General features: G+C 42.5%; 12 protein-coding genes. 8 read left to right on the forward strand and 4 right to left on the reverse strand.

The features are described from left to right. Nucleotides 1-71 precede the first annotated feature (71 nt). The gene (locus J4N22_RS15820; protein ID WP_207496194.1) at nucleotides 72-386 is read left to right on the forward strand and encodes an HPF/RaiA family ribosome-associated protein; all 315 of its coding nucleotides are present in this window, start codon (nucleotides 72-74) and stop codon (nucleotides 384-386) included. 33 nt (nucleotides 387-419) lie between these two features. Then, a complete protein-coding gene (locus J4N22_RS15825; protein WP_207496196.1) occupies nucleotides 420-1,565 on the forward strand; it encodes a PQQ-dependent sugar dehydrogenase in 1,146 nt (381 codons plus the stop codon). A gap of 546 nt (nucleotides 1,566-2,111) precedes the next feature. Here J4N22_RS15825 and J4N22_RS15830 read toward each other — a convergent pair. Beyond that, the gene (locus J4N22_RS15830; RefSeq protein WP_207496198.1) at nucleotides 2,112-2,777 is read right to left on the reverse strand and encodes a porin family protein; all 666 of its coding nucleotides are present in this window, start codon (nucleotides 2,775-2,777) and stop codon (nucleotides 2,112-2,114) included. 503 nt (nucleotides 2,778-3,280) lie between these two features. Between J4N22_RS15830 and J4N22_RS15835 the strand changes: the two genes are divergently transcribed. Further along, on the forward strand, nucleotides 3,281-4,210 hold the full coding sequence (locus J4N22_RS15835) for a phosphatase PAP2 family protein (RefSeq protein ID WP_207496205.1): 930 nt from the start codon (nucleotides 3,281-3,283) through the stop codon (nucleotides 4,208-4,210). Here the strand turns inward: J4N22_RS15835 and J4N22_RS15840 are convergent, their stop codons facing one another. Then, nucleotides 4,211-6,658 (reverse strand): DUF5686 family protein, encoded by a 2,448-nt coding sequence (locus J4N22_RS15840; RefSeq protein ID WP_207496207.1) that lies wholly within the window; start codon nucleotides 6,656-6,658, stop codon nucleotides 4,211-4,213. It lies immediately after the preceding gene. Between the two features lie 67 nt (nucleotides 6,659-6,725). On the opposite strand from J4N22_RS15840, the gene J4N22_RS15845 reads away from it, so the two are divergent. Beyond that, the gene (locus tag J4N22_RS15845; protein ID WP_207496210.1) at nucleotides 6,726-8,924 is read left to right on the forward strand and encodes a DUF3857 domain-containing protein; all 2,199 of its coding nucleotides are present in this window, start codon (nucleotides 6,726-6,728) and stop codon (nucleotides 8,922-8,924) included. 112 nt (nucleotides 8,925-9,036) lie between these two features. Beyond that, nucleotides 9,037-9,219, forward strand: coding sequence for a hypothetical protein (locus tag J4N22_RS15850; RefSeq protein WP_207496211.1), 183 nt, complete (start codon nucleotides 9,037-9,039; stop codon nucleotides 9,217-9,219). A gap of 162 nt (nucleotides 9,220-9,381) precedes the next feature. Here J4N22_RS15850 and J4N22_RS15855 read toward each other — a convergent pair whose 3' ends face one another. Both J4N22_RS15855 and J4N22_RS15860 read right to left on the reverse strand, forming a co-directional pair. Next, nucleotides 9,382-9,783, reverse strand: coding sequence for a thiol-disulfide oxidoreductase DCC family protein (locus J4N22_RS15855; protein WP_207496213.1), 402 nt, complete (start codon nucleotides 9,781-9,783; stop codon nucleotides 9,382-9,384). A 268-nt stretch (nucleotides 9,784-10,051) separates the two neighbouring features. Further along, a complete protein-coding gene (locus J4N22_RS15860) occupies nucleotides 10,052-11,224 on the reverse strand; it encodes a class I SAM-dependent rRNA methyltransferase (RefSeq protein ID WP_207496215.1) in 1,173 nt (390 codons plus the stop codon). A 262-nt stretch (nucleotides 11,225-11,486) separates the two neighbouring features. Here J4N22_RS15860 and J4N22_RS15865 point away from each other — a divergent pair, with 262 nt between their 5' ends. The 3 genes from J4N22_RS15865 to J4N22_RS15875 all read left to right on the forward strand — a co-directional run bounded on the left by J4N22_RS15865 (nucleotide 11,487) and on the right by J4N22_RS15875 (nucleotide 17,118). Next, nucleotides 11,487-12,056: a nucleotide exchange factor GrpE gene (locus J4N22_RS15865; RefSeq protein WP_207496217.1), complete on the forward strand. Its 570-nt coding sequence runs from the start codon at nucleotides 11,487-11,489 to the stop codon at nucleotides 12,054-12,056. A gap of 175 nt (nucleotides 12,057-12,231) precedes the next feature. Continuing rightward, on the forward strand, nucleotides 12,232-13,404 hold the full coding sequence (gene dnaJ / locus J4N22_RS15870; protein WP_207496219.1) for a molecular chaperone DnaJ: 1,173 nt from the start codon (nucleotides 12,232-12,234) through the stop codon (nucleotides 13,402-13,404). Nucleotides 13,405-14,184: 780 nt separating this feature from the next. Next, nucleotides 14,185-17,118: a M16 family metallopeptidase gene (locus J4N22_RS15875; protein WP_207496221.1), complete on the forward strand. Its 2,934-nt coding sequence runs from the start codon at nucleotides 14,185-14,187 to the stop codon at nucleotides 17,116-17,118. Nucleotides 17,119-17,234: the final 116 nt, after the last annotated feature.

The raw sequence follows: 17,234 nt of genomic DNA on the forward strand, positions 1-17,234 counted from the left end.
CATACCATTTTTTGGTACATGTTTTTTATACCCTGTGCAGTGTTATTTATTTCTACATAAAAAGAATTATTATGAATTATACTGAAAACTTCCAGGGCATCAGAGTAGATGTACAAGCTGTTGACATCACCATTCCAGATGACCTTCAACAAAGCATCCGTGATATGATAGTAAAGCTGCAGCGCTATGTTCGTGAAATAAATTGGGTGGATGCTTATTTCAATATTGAAGAAGGAAACTCTACTAACCAGAAAAATTTCAGCATGCGTGTTGGTGTTCCCGGACCTGATGTTTTTGCTGCTGACTCTGGCGATGAGTGGTTGCCACTGATGAGAAGTGTAGAAGAAAAACTGCGTCGTCAAATGGAGAAGTCGAAGAACTCATAAACAGATTTTTCCTCACATGATCAATTATACATCATGCAAAAGTTAACCTGCTGGTTGGTTGCCGCCACTATTTCCTTCGCCGCCATTTCTTGTATTGATAAACAAAAAGTAAGTAATGGAAATGTTGCAGCTGCTGGCCAGCAGGAGGTAAGTAAAGACCTCTTCCAGGTGCAGACACTTGTAAAGGGTTTGCAGAATCCATGGGGGATGGTTTTCTTACCAGATGGCAGAATGCTGGTAACAGAGCGAGCAGGATCAATACGCATTATACAAAATGACCAGTTGCAGGCGGAGAAAATACAAGGCGTGCCTGAAGTGTATGCCCGTGGCCAGGGTGGTTTGATGGATATTGTACTTCACCCTGACTACCGTACCAACGGCTGGATCTATATTTCTTATGCTAAGCCCGGCAATGGTGGTGGAACTACCACTGTGGCTCGTGCAAAGTTGCAAGGCAACCAACTGGTAGGTTTACAGGAACTATTTTCTGTACATCCTTACATAAACTCCGGTGTCCACTTTGGAAGCAGGATAGTGTTTGACGGCAAAGGTTATATGTACATAAGTACAGGTGAAAGAGGAAACAAGCAAAATGCCCAGGATCTGACTACGCACAATGGCAAAGTGATCAGGCTTTTTGATGATGGTCGTGTGCCACCGGATAATCCTTTCGTCAACAGGTCGGATGCTAAGCCTGAAATCTGGAGTTATGGCCATCGCAACATCCAGGGAATGGTGTATGATGAAAGCAAGAATATTCTTTGGGCTCACGAGCATGGTCCGCGTGGAGGAGATGAATTAAATATTGTGCAAAAAGCAAAGAACTATGGCTGGCCGCTGGTTACGCATGGTAAGGATTACGATGGGACTGTAATCTCTGATAAAAACACTATGGAAGGGATAGAACCGTCTATACACCAGTGGACGCCATCAATTGCACCTTGTGGAATGGCACTGGTTAGAGGAAATAAGTACAAGGGTTGGAAGGGCAATCTATTGGTTGGCGCCTTGGCTCATAAGCATGTGGCAAGGGTTGTAGTCAACAATGGTAAATATGTTTCAGAAGAAAAGCTACTTGATGGCTTAGGTAGGGTGCGGGCAGTATCCGAAAGCCCTGATGGAATTATTTACGTACTTACCGAAGGACCTGATCAATTAATACGACTAAATCCAAAGTAAACATTGTTCAAATTTTCCCTTGGGCATCGGTGGCAAAAAAGCAGCAACAGCAGCAGCATCAATGCTTTGAGGGCATTTGGCAAATGTTGGAGAATGTAATTCCGGGCATAAGTTCTATTTGCCTATACCCGGATTAAAGATACTTTTGAAAAACAATGTGTAATTAATACACAATTCGACAAATCGTTGGGCAATCATTAGAGGCTTAATCGATAGTTATAAAGAGATTATTACAACTATTTCATATGGCAAGCAATCGTTAGAGGCTGCCCTGTTTCTACAGGGGAGCCATTTTTTTTTAATGCACGGCAAGATAAGCCCAAATGCCATTCATCCAAATTTTAAATTAAATAATTTTTGTAACCGTGTATTGTGTGTTGATATCCTTAAATCACATGGACGTATTATAGAAAATATATGTTCTTGAAGTCAAGGGAATAAACCTGGTTGAGCAATAGGTTGAAAAATTATTATTACCTGGTTACGAGCTACCATAAATGCCAAAAGAGGAGTTAATACTCCTCTCTCAGAATAAGCTTGTGAAATTTAGAATTTAATACCTACACCTACCTTGAAACCGCGGTTATAAGACTCAACATTGCGGTTGTTATCTACGCGGGTCAGTCCATGATCGTAGGCAGCTGAAACATTCAGACCATTTGCAAACTGGTAAGCCACACCACCAGTAACACCTGCATCAAGGCGATTGAATTGTTCTGTTGCATCCATTTTCCTGTCAAATAGATTAAAGCCAAAAACACCTGCAGTTGTGCGGAAATTAATCTTTAGTAGATAAGAAACCTGCGGGCCTGCGAACACTTGAAATCCACCAAGATTAGCTTTCACAAGTACAGGAATATCCAGGTATTCTGATTGTAATCTTGCTCTTGCATTTGCACCAATAAACTCAAGTCCCTTTAGGTTGAAGTCGCCTCTTAGCTGGTAACCTTTTTGGGTATAATAGACGCCTGGTTCAATAGAAAAAGTTTCACCTACAGATATGTTGGCGAATGCGCCGGCAAAAAAACCTTTTCTATCTTCTGTGGCTACCATACCATTGGTAAAGTCAAGGATGTCTTTTAGATTATTCACTGCATCGCCCTGCATACCATAAGAAGTAACACCACCACGTACACCAAAGCTGACAGGTGACTGAGCGATAGAAATAGAAGAAACAGCAATGAAAAGAAGGAGTAAAATTTTTGATTTCATATAAGTTCCGAACGGGGTTTTATTTAAACGTTCTGGTTCGTGAGAAAGCAAAATAGTTTCCACGATTAATTTGCTTTAGGTAAGCTTATGTTAAACCAATAAGTAGCTATATGGAAAGAAATGCTGGTTTGAATTCTTATTTGAGGGCGTGTTGCTCTATGTATATTTCTTGTTTATGAAAAGAATATAATATTTCAAATATTCACCTGTCTAAATCGTTTACATGAACAGTTGAAAACATGATTGCAACCATCCCTGGAAAATGGACATCAAAATAAACTTGAGGAGGAATTTTTCATGCTAAACCTAAAGAACATAATCATTAACTGGCGTATTAGCAGTATTCAGCAACGGATCAAAAAAATGCACAAGCAAGGCCTGGATATAAAAATGTTCAGGGCACAGATAGCACAGTTGAACAGGCAGAAAAGTAACTAACCACTGATTCTTGGCTAATAGACAAGGCATGATTTTTTGAAAAAGTAAGTAAAGCCAATCTCTTCATGAAAAGGATTTTACTTACTTCTTTCATTGCACTTTTCTCATTCAGTTGTTTTTCACAGGATACTACTTCTACATCCAGCATTGACAGTAGCCTTTTAGAAGTAACACCAGCCCCACCTATTGCTGATACACTGATGCCTTTAGCGTTTGATCATTCCAATGCTGTAAAGGATAATACAAAAGCTTTTTCTCCCTACACTACACGTTTCAAAACAGAAGCTGCCATCATTGGAGCATCGGTTGCCGTCAACTACATAGGCTTCCAGCTTATACGTAATAAGCGGGATCTTACGCCTGATGAGCTAGCAAGGAAAACGCCAGACAGGTTGATGTTTATGGACAGGTGGAATGCTGGCTATTATTCTGCCAAAGCAGACAGGGATAGTTATATACTTTTCAATGGCTCCTATGTTTATCCTTTAGCTATCATGCTGCTTGATAAAAAGCAAAGGCAGAAGTTTGGACAGCTGGCGGTTTTATACCTTGAAACTATAGGCATCACAGGAAGTATGTATACACTTACTGCAGGACTTGTTTATCGCAGTCGCCCTTATGTGTATGGTAATATAGCGCCTGTAGAAATGCGCATGTCAAAAGGTGCGCAACGTTCTTTTTATGGAGGACATGTGGCTACAACGGCTGCCTTTAGTTTCTTCACTGCACAGGTCTTTCGCGATTTTCACCCTAATTCAAAACTTCGTCCCTATGTATGGTCGCTGGCTGCTGTGCTGCCCGCAATAATGGCGTACGAACGTTATAAAGCAGGATATCATTTTTTAAGCGACTCCTTCATTGCATATACCATTGGTGCGGCTACTGGCATATTGGTTCCTCATTTACATAAGAATAAAAAGCTGAAGGATTTCTCTCTGAAGCCTACCGTGGTGAATGGTGCACAAGGACTTTCTATGGTATACAAGATCAGGTAATTAGAACTCTGCACCTATTCCAAAAACAAGCCTTCCATTTGTTGCAGATATAGTAGGTGTCCAGTGATAGAAATATCCTGCGTTCAACGACATATAGAACATGCCCATCATTTTTAACCGGAGTAGCTGGTTGAGCATAAGACCACTTTCATGATAAGCATTGTCAGGTACAGAGAATTCTACGCCTGCATGTAGCTGAGGATTTTTCATCGTTCCCCATAAAACATTATGACCTATCGCTGGTGTAGGTGCAGTGCTAAAGGCGCGGGTAAGCTTTGCTTTAAATAACGCATTTGGCAAATTGTGCATCCAGTAAAAGTTGATGAACCTATCGCTGTAATAATCGTAAGGACGCATGGTTTGCATGCCGCCAAACACATAGATAGAACGAACCTCTGAAAGAAAACCATTACCTGCAAATAACTTACTGATGGGCAGCTGGTGTTTGCTAAAGCTTGCACCCGCTAATAATAAGAAGTTCTCTTTGCCCCACCTGTTTATATTCTTTTCCCACTTAATGGCGCCGATGGCTTGCGTGTACGTGATGTTTGAATTTTCAATTATTCCGCGGGTAATGCGCGAATAAAGCACGGGATATTTACTACCGGAAGAATAATACCTTCCAAATACAGGTGCTGTTGTTTCTCCAAATGCATAGCGTAAGGTGAGCGAAAGCTCCTTTACATAAAAACGATTATGAGCCGTATTATTCTCAACGAACTGGTAAGGATATTGAGGCTGTATGTTTTCTTTAGTTCCGGTAATGGTTGCTGTGAGATATCCTAGTTTTTTGGTTACCGATGCATTCCAACCTTCCACCATGTCAACTCGGTTCATAAGAAACATCCGCAGGTAGTTTTTATCCAATTCATTGTGTAATTGTATCCTACCCGGATCGCGGAGATCTTTGTAATACGATCCACTTATCATGAACTCTTTGTACCTGTCGAGGTATACTTCACCAAAGCCACCATACTTCCATGTTTTATCGCCAACACCATAGCCGCCCCATCCACCTATACTTGCCCATTTTAGAATTTTTTCATTCGTCTGCATGCCGAAGCCAAAGCGACTTTGTTCATACTGGTTGTAGCTATAGATGCGTGGCAGGTTTATATCAAACATTTTTGCCGGCAGCTTATTCTCTACCAGCTTTTCTGTAAGACGGATCATCCAGTCGAAATTCTTTTCTTTCGAAATGCTGTCCATCACCACGAAGGTTCTTGCTTCTTTTGGCTGCAGTTCTACCGGGCGCAGTTCTTTCCATGTGCTATCTTCTGTAAGGTGTGCTGTAGGAGCTAAACGCGCAGTATGCGCTCTGTCGAACTTATACGATGCAAGTGGCACAAAGCTTAAAGAATCAATTTCTGAATTTCCTTTCATTGATAAAGTTCCGCTACCCAACATGGCTAGTTGCCACTTGATGTGGTAATTCAACTGGTGAGGAAACCACTTTCCATCTACCTGTTTATACTGTTGTTCAATCCCAATGTTTCTCCTTGTGGTGCTATCAATCCTATGCGCTGATAAATTAGAAATTGCATATCCACTTGAATGAATGAACAAGGTTCCCTGTAAACCATCAGCTAGTTTTTTAGGTGCAAAATTTATTACCCATACTGTATCACTTCCCTGCAATAGCTCATCAGACAGTCTGTAAGAAAAGTGCTGGAACAAACCTCTGCTCAATGGACTTTTATAGTCCTTTCCATTCAGGTTAATGAAATCGTTGTAAGAGTGAAATGGAAGCACGTTGGTTACAAGGCTTGTGATCGGGTGTTTGAAGCCAGACATCCTGGTAGCAAGAATGTCTTCCTGTAGCTTAGCAGGACGTTGCCATGTCCTGGTGCTATAGGTTTCATTTACCAGCATATGTTGCTCATCCATTATTTTCTGGAAGCGAATGCTTTCTTTGCTGGTATCTTTTTTTATAACCGAATCTGGAATAAGAATATCCGCCACCATTTTATAATAGATGTGGCATCTGTACCAAGTGTAGTTATCCGGGTTATGCTGGCTCCTGTTTTCAACGGCTGCTTGCAGTATCCTTCTCAACTTATTGCTGGTGCTGGTAACAATAACTGCAGTCAATTGAGAAGGTAGCGGCCTCAGTATAATATTCAGCCCTGTTTTGCCAGCAAGAGCTTCTACTTTCTGCGGTTCATAATTCAGGTACGATACTTCAAAACTTTCTTTCTCCTTTGTTGCAGCAAATGAAAACCTTCCGTTAAGGTCAGCAACCAATCCTTGTTTGCTGTTAATAAATTTTATGGTGGCAAATGGTAAAGGATTTCCTGAAGTGTCAACCACCGTACCGGTGATCTGCTGAGCTCCAGCTGTAAGTGATGCTGCTGAAAGGAGTATTATTAGCAGCCATATAAAAGGGTAGGTCTTGGATACAGTAGTTTTTCTTCGGTACAATGCAGGTAGCAGTTTGATGTGCATCATAAAGGGCAGTGGTGTTGACGGGTTCAAAGTAATCCAAGAAAAAATAATTATATGGAAAACTTTACCAATGGATATAAGAAAAGAATACTTTGCAAGTATATCAACCGCCATGAAATCCTTTACTGCCTTCCTTCTTACGTGTTTTCTATTTGTAGTTAATAATCCTGTTTTAGCGCAAAACAAGAAAGTTACATCTGCTCCCATGCCTTCGTGGGTTGTTTCCAATCCAGTTAATTACAATGTTTCTGCATTGGAAAAAGAAGCTGAAGATGGTTACTTCGATATGCTTTTTGAGAAACAAGTGAATGTTGCTGATGAAGTAGTTTACATAAAGAAGGCTTTAAAAATTCTGAATGAATCTGGTGTTGAAAATGCATCGGAGGTATCCGTTGGTTTCAATCCTGCTTACCAGCAACTGGCTTTTCATGCTATCAACATCAAAAGGGGAAATGAGTTTATCGACAAGTTGCAGGTAAAGAAATTCAAGGTTCTGCAACAAGAAACTGATGCTTACAGGCATTTGTACGATGGTAATCTTACTGCTCTTCTTTTACTCGATGATGTACGGAAAGGTGACGTGATCGAGTTTTCGTATAGCATCAAAGGAACTAATCCAATACTTGATGGTAAGTATGCGGATTTTTTCGACATGGGTTATTCAGTACCGGTGGGTAGTTTATATTATCGCGTGCTGTCACCGGTTACCCGGCCTCTTTATGTAGAAAGTATAGGTGGAAAAAATGATCCGGTAGTTGTTCGCAAAAAGGACAACAAAGAATATGTATGGTCGCTGGTGGATGTGGCGCCTGTAAAGATCGATGCGAATGTTCCATCATGGTACCAGGCGTTTCCCCTTGTTTCGGTAAGCGAATACAATGATTGGCATGATGTACGCAAATGGGCTAATTCTTTATTTCCTACTGCTACCATTGGTGCTCCTTTAAAGAAAAAGATAGACGCTATCAAGTCTACATACATTAATGATGCTGATCGTGCTGCTGCCGCTCTTCGTTTTGTGCAGGATGATATTCGTTACCTAGGCATCGAGATGGGCGTAAATTCTTACAAACCCGCTGAACCCAATAAAGTTTTTGCGCAGCGCTATGGCGACTGCAAAGACAAGTGTTATTTGCTGGTAACGATGTTGCAGGCTATGGGCATCCAGGCAACGCCGGTCATGGTCAATTCATCGAACAAGAAAGGTATCTATAACTGGCTGCCTTCACCAAAGGCATTCGATCATGTAACCGTGCGTATGACGGTTAATGGTGCGTATCGATTTGTTGATCCTACAAATAGCTACCAGCGTGGACCGTTGCAGTTTATTTCTTACCCTGATTACCAGGCAGGTCTTGTACTTGCGGATAGCACCGTTGGATTAACAGCACTGGAGGCACATGAACCTGGTAAAATAGATGTGAAGGAAATATTTGCTGCGCCTGACAAAGAAGGAACAGTAAGATTGACCGTGGTTACAAAAAACAGCGGGTCGTATGCAGATGCTGCAAGGGCAGAATTTGCTACCAATAGTTTATCTGCCATGCAAAAGAATTTCACCAGTTTTTATGCTGCCTATTTTGAAGCCATAAAAGCTGATAGCATCAACTATAAAGATGATGAGGTGAAAGGAAGTTTTACGGTGTATGAGTATTATTCAATTAAAGATTTCTGGCAGCGTGATAAAGAAGAACAGCTGGCAAGTTTCTCTGCGTATGTTATCAATAGTTATCTAAAACGGCCAAAAGAGAAAACACGTGATATGCCTATGTATATAGGTTATCCTGCCCGTTACAAAGAGTTTATTGAGGTCACTTTACCAGAAGAATGGCAGCTGGAGGATTTTAATGCAAACATCCGGAATAGTGCCTTTTCGTACAGGGCCAGCTCTACTGTAAAAGGAAACAAGCTGCTATTGTTGTACGAATATGAAACGCACAAAGATTTTCTTTCGCCTGGAGAAGTGCCACTGATGGTAGCTGCACTTAAGCAGATTGATGAAAAGCTGGGCTGGCAGGTAACCACCAATGATGAAGCCGTAGCCCCGAACCCGCAAAAGAAAGACCTGTCTCCTGTTGATCAAAAAACAATCTATCGTAAGCTGGCTATTTTTTTCCTTCTTCTAACTGCTGTCGTTATATTCTTCATCATCCGGCATAAGAGAAACCAGCGTAAATCTGAAGAATACTACGATCGTTTCAACGAGCAGTTCCAGTTGCTGAAGAATAAAACACAGGATAAAGAACAGCAACCCCATAATCTCAATTAGCCAGGGACGTGAGTTGGTGAGAGTTTACCTAACCATGGTTCTGCCATTCCTGGAGTGATGTATAGGAGGTGGTGGCACCTGTTTTGCACACAGAGTGCATTAAAACATTCAAATGGCCGTAGATGTATTTGCCAACGACAATCAGAACCTGCAGAAAACCTTCTTAAGCGAGAACAGGCGGTTCCTTGAAGCTATTCGAAAAAAACATCCTCTTGAAGATATTCTTCGGCAGTACGATAAAGTAACGAAGGTGTTTGAAACCATCAAGCAGAAGCACCGTACGGTAGGGGAGTAGATGGTTTCAAAAAAGTAGAAGAGAGTGTAGGAGATAAGACGTTATCCAGTTGCGATCGATTTGCGTAGAGTAGCTAATAATTTATATAACCAGAAGCTCTAGAACTTCCAACCTCCAACCTCCAACCTCCAACCTCCAACTTCAAACCTCTAACTTCAAACCTTAAACCTGGAACCTTTCCCTCATTTCAGCACTGGGTAACCAGCATTCAGTTTTCTTTCCAAACCATTTATAGCGGTTAGCTGCTACAAAATTATACACGCCATTCCTGATAACAGGCGGTACTACTATAAATGCAGCCAACAGAGGCCATGCTCCGGAAAGTTCTTTTGCTATTAGTAAGGCGGCGGTAGAGCGGGTATATAATTTTCCGTTTTTGTACAAAACCACAGAACCCAGCTCGCTTGGGTCCATATCAAATTGCTTCATTACCTGCTGACCAAAATCTGACTGCAACGAAGCAAATCTGAATAGCTTCCTCTTATCGCGCTTGATTACAAACTGTACACTACTGCTGCACAAGTTGCACATCCCGTCGAAGAATATGATTGGGTTTGAAGACATGTTAATTCAAAAGTCAAAAGTCAAAATTCAACAGTCAAAATTCAAAATTCAAAATTCAACAGTCAAAAGTCAAAGTCAAAGTCCAAAGTCACAATTCAAAATTCAAAAGTCCAAATTCAAAACCTCTAAATGAGGTTATGAATTATTATTCATCTAATACAATTCATAATCCAGTAACAGCATCAACCATCAAGCATCCAACCTCCAAACATCCAGCATCCAGCATCCAACCTTAAACTTCAAACATCAAACATCAAACCTCACCCCCCTACATCACCTGCACTATCAAAAACTTCAGGTAGTTGGTGTTCTCTATTCCCCAAATGATCGGGTGGTCGCTTGCCTGCGCCTGGAAGGTGACTTGCCTTAGCGTCCGCTTTGCATCTTTTGCTGCTGCATAAATGGTGTCTAAGAACATTTCTGGCTGCACCAGGTTGGTACAACTGCTTGTGACAAGAAAACCACCTGGCTTTATCAGTTTCATACCTCTCAGGTTGATCTCTTTATAGCCACTCAAAGCTTTATTGATATGCTCCCGGCTCTTGGTGAAAGCTGGCGGGTCAAGCATCAATACATCATACTGCCGTCCATCCTTACCCCATTGTTTTAGCACATCAAACGCGTTCATAGCCTGGAACGTACAAATGTTTTGCAGGTTGTTCAGTTCAGCATTTCTTGTAGCCTGTGCAACTGCATTCTCACTTATATCAAGTCCCAACACTGATTTTGCGCCATAATATGCAGCATGAATTTCAAACGTACCGGTATAGGTAAAACAACCCAGCACATCTGCATCTTTTACAATATGCTGGATGGCGCGCCTGTTGTCCTGCTGGTCAAGAAAATAGCCGGTCTTCTGGCCGTTTTCTATATCTACGTAAAACTTCAGCCCGTTTTCGTTTATGATTATGCTGGTATCAAAAGGTTCTGAAAGGAAACCCTTCTTTTGCTCCAGTCCCTCCAGTTCACGCACCGGCACATCGTTGCGTTCATATATACCTTTTGGAGAAAATATCTTTTGCAGCGACCGAACAATGGCATCTTTCCAAACCTCCATGCCGTACGATAGCGTCTGGATAACAAGGTAGTCATTGAACTTATCGATGATCAGCGCAGGCATCAGATCAGCTTCTCCAAATATCAGCCTGCAGTTTTCCGAGTAACCAATCTTTTGGCGGTAGTTCCATGCATTCTGTATCCTGTTGAAAAAGAAAGTTTCATCTATTTGTTCAGCACGGTTGCGGGTCAGCAGTCGCACCAGTATTTGAGAGCGTTGGTTTATGTAGCCCTTGCCAACAAATTTTCCGTCATGGCTAAACACCTCTACTATATCACCTGCCTGCGGTTCACCTTCTAGCCTGTTTACTTCGTTACTAAAGATCCACGGATGCCCGTTGGCAATCCGCGGACTTATCTTCTTATTTAGCACCACCTTTATCATTGGGCAAAGGTGAGGTTATTTTAGATTGGAGATTGACGATTTTAGATTAGTAGCTGATCACCTTCATCCCAACCAGGAAAGATTTTTTCTCAAAACCTCTTTTAATCCATAACCTTCTTGATCTTCTGTAAAAAATTGCCTTTCCAAATCTTCAATCCGCAATCTTCAATCCGCAATCTCCAATCTTAAATCGAATGTCAATTTGACCTTAAATCGTGCTTTGGCAAGCGCTTTGACCATTACTTTTGCCAAAAATTGAAGTATGGAAGAAAAAGATATGCAGCAAAATGACACCCAGGATATTAGCATGGAAGGAATGAACATTAATGCAGATGACAGTATTCCAGGTACAACGCACCTTTCTGAAGAAATGACTGAAGAGAGTGAAACAGAAAAATTAAGGGCGGAATTGCAGGAACAAAAAGACAAGTACCTGCGCCTTTTTGCTGAGTTCGACAACTTTAAAAGACGTAATGCCAAAGAGCGCATAGAACTTATACAAACAGCTGGAAGAGAAGTGATTACAAGTATGCTTGATGTACTTGATGATGCTGATCGTGCTGAAAAACAGATTCAGACTTCTGAAGATGTGAACGTGGTAAAAGAAGGCGTGCAGCTGGTTTTCAATAAACTGCGTACAACCTTGCTTAGCAAGGGGCTGAAACCAATGGAAAGCATCAACTCCGATTTTGATGTGGAGAAACATGAGGCGATCACTGAAATACCAGCGCCTACAGATGCATTAAAGGGTAAAGTGGTAGACGAGGTAACAAAAGGCTACTACCTGAATGATAAGATTATCCGTCATGCCAAAGTGGTTGTTGGAAAATAACACGTGGCTATTGCGGAAGTAAATTTTGTGCACGGGCAGTGGTTCCAATATCAGCATTGTTGCGTCGCACACTTGTACGGTTGGTTTATAAAGCAGCCATATGGCAGCAGCAAACCATCCACTGAAATAACAAAAACACCGGCAGCTATAGCTACTGGTTAAGGACAAAAACAATATGTCAACTAAAAGAGATTATTACGAAATACTGGGCGTAAGTAAAGGGGCCGGTGCCGATGAGATCAAAAAAGCTTATCGTAAGGTAGCTATGCAATTTCACCCCGACCGCAACCCCGGCGATAAAGAAGCAGAAGAGAAGTTTAAAGAGGCGGCCGAAGCTTACGAAGTATTAAGCGATACCGATAAACGCGCCAAGTACGACCGTTATGGCCATTCAGCATTCGGTCCTGGTACCGGAGGTTTTGGTGGTGGTCATGGCAATATGGAAGATATCTTCAGCCAGTTTGGCGACATATTCGGCGATGATATCTTCGGGAACTTCTTTGGTGGCGGCGGTGGTGGACGCAGGGGCGGCGGTGGTGGTCGCAGGGCTACTGGCCAACGCGGCAGCAACCTGCGTGTGAAGCTAAAACTCACATACGAAGAGATTGCAAAAGGTGTTACCAAGAATATCAAGGTTAAGAAATACGTGCCTTGTAATACCTGTAGTGGTAGTGGAGCAAAAGATAAAGGCAGTGTTTCAACCTGCGGCACCTGCCAGGGCAGCGGCCAGGTACGACGCGTACAGAATACCTTCCTTGGCCAGATGCAGACCGTAACTACTTGTCCAACCTGTAATGGTGAAGGTTCAACCATCACATCTAAATGTGGATCATGTAAGGGTGAAGGACGCGTATACGGAGAAGAAATGGTGAGCCTGGATATTCCTGCCGGCGTACAGGAAGGTATGCAGCTAAGCCTGAGCGGAAAAGGAAACGCAGGCGAACGAGGCGGTTATCCCGGCGACCTCATCGTGCTGGTAGAAGAAGAGGCGCATCCTACGCTTCACCGCGATGGCTTGAATGTAGCATACGATCTGTTCATCTCTTTCCCTGATGCCGTATTTGGTACACAGGTAGAGGTGCCAACCATTGATGGTAAAGCAAAGATCAAAATACCGGCAGGTACACAAAGCGGAAAGATCTTCCGCCTGAAAGGCAAAGGTTTCCCAGAGGTGAATGGCTATAGCAAAGGCGACCAGCTGATACACGTAAATGTGTGGACACCGCAGAACGTAACGAACGAAGAACGTGAGACATTAGAGAAGTTGAACAATAGCAACAACTTCAAGCCGCATCCTGATAAGAACGACAAGAGCTTTTTTGAAAAGATCAAAGAGGCATTCAGTTAATAAAGATTGATTAAGATTTAAGAAGGCGCTGGTGAAAAACCAGCGCCTTTTTTTATGGTGCTGTCATACCGACGGCTGCTTAATAGAATAATCCGCTGTCATGCCGACGGCAGGAGGCACCCCCGTTAAGGTAAACCTGTTGTGGGTGCAGGGGATGCTTCGTTCCTAAGCATGACAAACTTCTGATGTCATGCCGACGCCAGGAGGCCTCCCCTGCAGTGATAACCTGTTGTTGGTGCTGGTGCTTCGTTCCTCAGCATGACAAACCAATGCTGTCATGCCGACGCCAAGAGGCATCTCCTTCAGTGGAAACCTGTTGTGGGTGCAGGGGATGCTTCGTTCCCCAGCATGACAAACCAATGCTGTCATGCCGACGGCAGGAGGCATCCCTTTCCTTGGAAACCTGTTGGGGTGCAGGGGATGCTTCGTTCCTGAGCATGCCAAACTACTGCTGTCATGCCGACGACAGGAGGCATCCTCTTCGTTCAAACCTGTTGTTTGTGCTGAGGGTGTTTCGTTCTCAGCATGGCAACCCGCTGCTTGAAAAGATACCGTACAAGTGAGTGACACAACCGGAGCTGATTAGCAAACAAATGTTCGTTACCAAAATAACCCACCAGCCTTACGACAAGCTGTAATTACATTAATCCTTCTGCTCCTCTTGTAATACCTAACAACCGCTTAACAATGTAAACTGCCGCTGCAGCCTTTGTTTTCTTTACTTTCAGCTTTACTGCATGCCGAATCCTGCAGTTTTACCTTTTTAAAACAAACACTTCTATGCGATTAAAACAGCTACTAGTTGTAGCCTTTCTCTCTGCCAATTCACTGGCGGTGATGGCTCAAAAGTATGAATGGAAGACTGCCACCAGTGGCGGCTACCCGTACAAGTATGTAACCAACGACCCGATGGGTGCTCGTTTTTACACACTCAAAAATGGCCTTACTGTTATTCTTTCTCAAAACAAAAAAGAGCCGCGTATCACTACGCATATTGCGGTTCGCACCGGCAGCAATACCGACCCGAAAAATCATACTGGCCTTGCTCACTACCTGGAGCACATGTTGTTTAAAGGCACCGACAAGTTTGGTTCTTTAGATTGGGCAAAGGAGAAGCCATTGCTGGATAAGATTGATGCACTGTACGAGCAGTACAACAGCACCAAAGACGAAGCTAAGCGCAAAGAGATCTATAAAGAAATAGATAAAGTATCGGGCGAAGCAGCAAAATTTGCCATAGCTAATGAATACGATAAGATGATGAAGTCTATCGGTTCGCAGCGTACCAATGCCCATACATGGGTAGAGGAAACGGTGTATGATGAGGACATTCCAGCTAATGCAACTGAGAAGTTTTTGATGGTGCAAGGAGAGCGTTTCCGCAACCCAATTCTGCGCATTTTTCATACCGAGCTTGAGGCGGTTTACGAAGAAAAGAACCGTTCGCTGGACAACGATGCATGGAAGATACAGGAGGCATCGCATGAGCTGCTGTTTCCAACACACAATTATGGTCAGCAGACAACTATTGGTACCATTGAGCATCTGAAAAATCCTTCTCTCAAAGCTATCCGTGAGTACTACAATAAGTACTATGTGCCAAACAATATGGCTGTAGTAATGGCTGGTGATCTTGAGTTTGATGAGACGATCAAGCTGGTAGATAAGTACATGGGTTATATGAAGTCTAAGCCGGTAGAAGGCTACAAAGGACCAATTGAGAAGCCCATTGCTGGTCCTATAGTAAAAGATATTTATGGTCCTAGCGCAGAAACAATGCGTATCTATTTCCGCTCTGGTGCTGAAGGAACAAGAGAGGAAATGCTGCTGGATATCATTGGTTCTATTTTATCTAATGGCAAAGCTGGTTTGCTTGATCTTAACCTGAACAAGCAGCAAAAAGTACTGGGTGCGGCCGCTGGTTCTCAGCAGTACAAAGACTATGGCTTTTTCCAAATGCTGGCTTCACCAAAGCAGGGTCAGTCGTTGGAAGAAGTGAAAGACCTGCTGATGCAGCAGCTGGACATTCTGAAGAAAGGCAGCTTTGATGAAAGCCTGTTGAAAGCGATCGTTGCTAATTACAAACTAAGTGAACTGCAGGCTTTAGAAAATAACGCTTCACGTGGTTCCAGCCTAACCGATGCATTCATCAAAAACCGTGGTAACAAATGGAATGCAGAAGTAGCTGAGCTGGACGAGATGGGTAAGGTTACTAAAAAAGAGATCGTTGATTTCGCGAACAAATTCTTTGGTAACAACTACATAGTTATCTATAAGAGGAAAGGTGAAGACAAAGAGATTGTAAAGGTTGATAAGCCACCAATCACGCCGGTAGAAACAAATGCAGGTAAGCAATCCGATTATGTAAAGAGTTTTGTAGAAAAGCCTTTGCCAAACGTTCAGCCTCTTTTCCTTGATTATGCTAAGGACATACAAAGAGCTAAACTGGGTAATGCAGATGTTTTGTATGTACCTAATAAAGAGAACAGCCTTTTCCGTTTGACTTACCGTTTCGACCAGGGCAACTGGAACAACAAATTATTGGGTATGGCTGCTCAATACATCCAATTTGTTGGAACAGATAAAATGAGTGCAGAAGAGATCAGCAAAGAGTTTTACAACCTTGCTTGTAGCTTCAATGTATTTGTTCAAAACGAAGAGACCGTTGTTTCTATCAGTGGTCTTCAGGAAAATTTTGATAAAGCAGTGAACCTTTTTGAACACCTGGTACGCAATGCCAAGCCTGATGCTGCTGCGCTTGAAGGTTTGAAAAATCGTACAGAGAAAGCAAGAGCAAATAACAAGCTGAATAAGCAGGCTATTGCCAATGCACTTAGAAGTTATGCTACTTATGGAGCTGTCAATCCAACAAACTATGTGCTGAGCGAGCAGGAACTAAAAAACCTGAAAGCAGAAGATCTGACCAACCTGTTGCGCAACATGATGAACTACCAGCACAAGATCACTTATTATGGTCCTACGGCTTTACCTGCGCTTACTGCACAATTGCAGACTGTGCACAAGTTGCCTGCCAGCTGGAGCGAAAATCCAAACGCTGTAGCATTCAACCGCCAGCAGCAAACAGAGAACAAGGTATTGTTTGCTGACTACGACCAGGTACAGGCGGAAATTTACTGGGTTAAAAACCTGGATGCTTACGATCCAAAGCAGGAGGCGCTGGTGAATCTTTTCAACGGTTACTTTGGTGGTGGAATGGGTTCTATTGTTTTCCAAACCATTCGTGAATCAAAAGCGCTGGCTTATTCTACTTATGCGTTTGTACAAAACCCAGGTAAGAAAAACGACAATTTTGCTGTGGTAGCCTACGTAGGAAGCCAGGCAGATAAGCTGCACGAAGCTATTGCTGGTATGAACGAACTGCTGACTGATCTGCCTAAAGCGGAGCAAGGATTTGAGAATGCTAAGAAGTCGTTGATGAAGGATATAGAAACAGATCGCATCACAAAAGATGGTATCATCAACAGCTATCTATCAGCAGAAAAAAAGGGTGTTACTCATGATATGCGTAAAGACAATTACGTACAATATGCAAACCTTAAAATGGATGATATCAATAAGTATCACCAGTCTTCACTGTCTAAAAAGCCTTACACTTATGCTATTGTAGCTTCAGATAAAAGGGTAAACCTTGATGAACTAAAGAAATATGGTGAAGTGAAGAAAGTGAGTTTGGAAGAACTTTTCGGTTACTAATCTTAACGTTCTTGATAAAATATGCCCCGGCCCTGGCCGGGGTTTTTTGTTTAAAAAAAGGTTCTGTAGCAGCAGCCGGATGTTTGACTTTAGAAACAGCAAACCAAATAGAAGGA

Source organism: Aridibaculum aurantiacum (assembly GCF_017355875.1).
Taxonomy (GTDB): domain Bacteria; phylum Bacteroidota; class Bacteroidia; order Chitinophagales; family Chitinophagaceae; genus Segetibacter; species Segetibacter aurantiacus.